We start from the raw sequence: 1,669 nt of genomic DNA on the forward strand, positions 1-1,669 counted from the left end.
GGCTTTGTGAATTTATCAACGGCGCTTAAAATCACCTGTAAACGTAAATCTTTACTCATCTTCAACACCGCTACGTTTAAGGGCGTGATAACGCCATTCTAATAATTCAGTCAAAGAATAATTTTCGGTTACTGCTGGCGACCAGTGAAAAATGGTGGCAATATCTGCCACCAAATCATCAACGGTTAGTCGTTCTGGAAATCGGAAGTTACCGATTTCGGTAGCAAAAAAAGCACTAACTCCTTGGTCAAATTCAGCATGTCTGCTGGATTCATAAGGATAAGTTCAGGCTTGGTTAGTGCCGGTGCCGTGACGCGAGGTAAAACCAACATCGCTGAATCAACATCCATTTCCATTAATGCCGCAAGACGAACACCGCGTAATGCCCCTGAATTGGGTTTACGCACAATAATTTCAGTGATCGTCGTTTCACCACGAGTCAACGGTTCATCTAATGTCACTGTGATATGAGTATTTTCTTTTTGTTCAGTCATTTACTTTTACCTTATAGCCCTAATGCTTCACGATGCGCCGCCATGCGGTCAACGCCACCGACGATCTCAATCATGTTGATAATGTCGATTTCAATCAACTTTTCGCCGTTCATTTCCAGTCTGAAATAGGTCGGTTTTACGCTCAGTTTGGTTTGAGAGTTGTCCCCTTCTTTCACGTTACCGGCGTCAATTTCGCTGTATCGACCACGCACGACGATTTCAACTGCGTGGACTTCCCCAATATCATCACGTTGGATTGACCCATTAAATCGCAGTTGGACACCGTCAATAGTTTCAATTCCCCACTGGCGGTAGATTTGAGCCTCCATCCCGCCAAGAGTAATCTCCATATCCAACGCGCCATCATCCAGCCCCATATCAATTTGAGCTGAGCCATTCATACCGCCGCCACGATACGCTTCAAATTTACGAGTCAGTTTGGGTAAAGTGACTTCCTCGGCAATACCCATGTAATTTTGACCATCATTAAAGATGTTCATGTGTTTAAACTTGCGTGGTAACGCCATGACTACCCCTTAATTTTCGAGCTGAAATCTAACAAATAGCGATCAGTAATCCGCTGGCGCAACATCAAGTTTTCAAGTGGTGCGATTGGCGTATAGTCATAATCAAGATAGACCTTGCCACTCTTCAACTCTTCTTTTACGTTGATTTTTTCATCAAACCAGCATTCACCGCCCAACAAATACCCTTGGTTTGTCATGGCGCGTAATTTCGCGTTGATACCGTCGATAATGTCTTTCACTAGCGTTGGTGTCAGTGGCTTATCAACTGCCCATGCCTGCCCCTCTGCGATAGTATCTGCCAGCACTTGTGCAGTACGCGTGTAAGATTCAAAGGCAAATAATGGATCATCGGAACAAGTGCGAGACCCCCAGAATTTAAATCCATCATTACGGATCAGTGTCGTAATATCGTTTTCGTTAAGCAAACCAGCGTCCGTGGCTGGGTCTTGCAAGTCCCATGACACATCGGCAGAAATACCCGTGACACCATTGACCCCTACGTTAGATAACGTTTTATGCCAGCCAATCTCATTGTCGATTTTTGCACGTAACCCCAATGCCGTTGCCGTTGCATAGATATTACTTTCTGCATTAGCGACTGTGTCCCAGCCTTGAAACTCTGGGTAAATCAGCATAAGTTCACGCTGG

4 protein-coding genes are annotated in these 1,669 nt (G+C 44.9%); all 4 read right to left on the minus strand.

The annotated features are described in order from the left end of the window. Positions 1 to 51: 51 nt before the first annotated feature. Positions 52 to 171, minus strand: coding sequence for a GpE family phage tail protein (locus PROVRUST_RS18515; RefSeq protein ID WP_006816450.1), 120 nt, complete (start codon positions 169 to 171; stop codon positions 52 to 54). A gap of 14 nt (positions 172 to 185) precedes the next feature. Further along, entirely contained in the window at positions 186 to 494 is a 309-nt protein-coding gene (locus tag PROVRUST_RS18520; RefSeq protein WP_006816451.1) for a phage tail assembly protein, read from the minus strand. Between the two features lie 11 nt (positions 495 to 505). Beyond that, entirely contained in the window at positions 506 to 1,021 is a 516-nt protein-coding gene (locus tag PROVRUST_RS18525; protein ID WP_006816452.1) for a phage major tail tube protein, read from the minus strand. A 2-nt stretch (positions 1,022 to 1,023) separates the two neighbouring features. Further along, the coding region (locus PROVRUST_RS18530; protein ID WP_006816453.1) for a phage tail sheath C-terminal domain-containing protein at positions 1,024 to 1,669 on the minus strand (646 nt) is incomplete at its 5' end.

The sequence above is a fragment of the Providencia rustigianii DSM 4541 genome, from assembly GCF_000156395.1.
Taxonomy (GTDB): domain Bacteria; phylum Pseudomonadota; class Gammaproteobacteria; order Enterobacterales; family Enterobacteriaceae; genus Providencia; species Providencia rustigianii.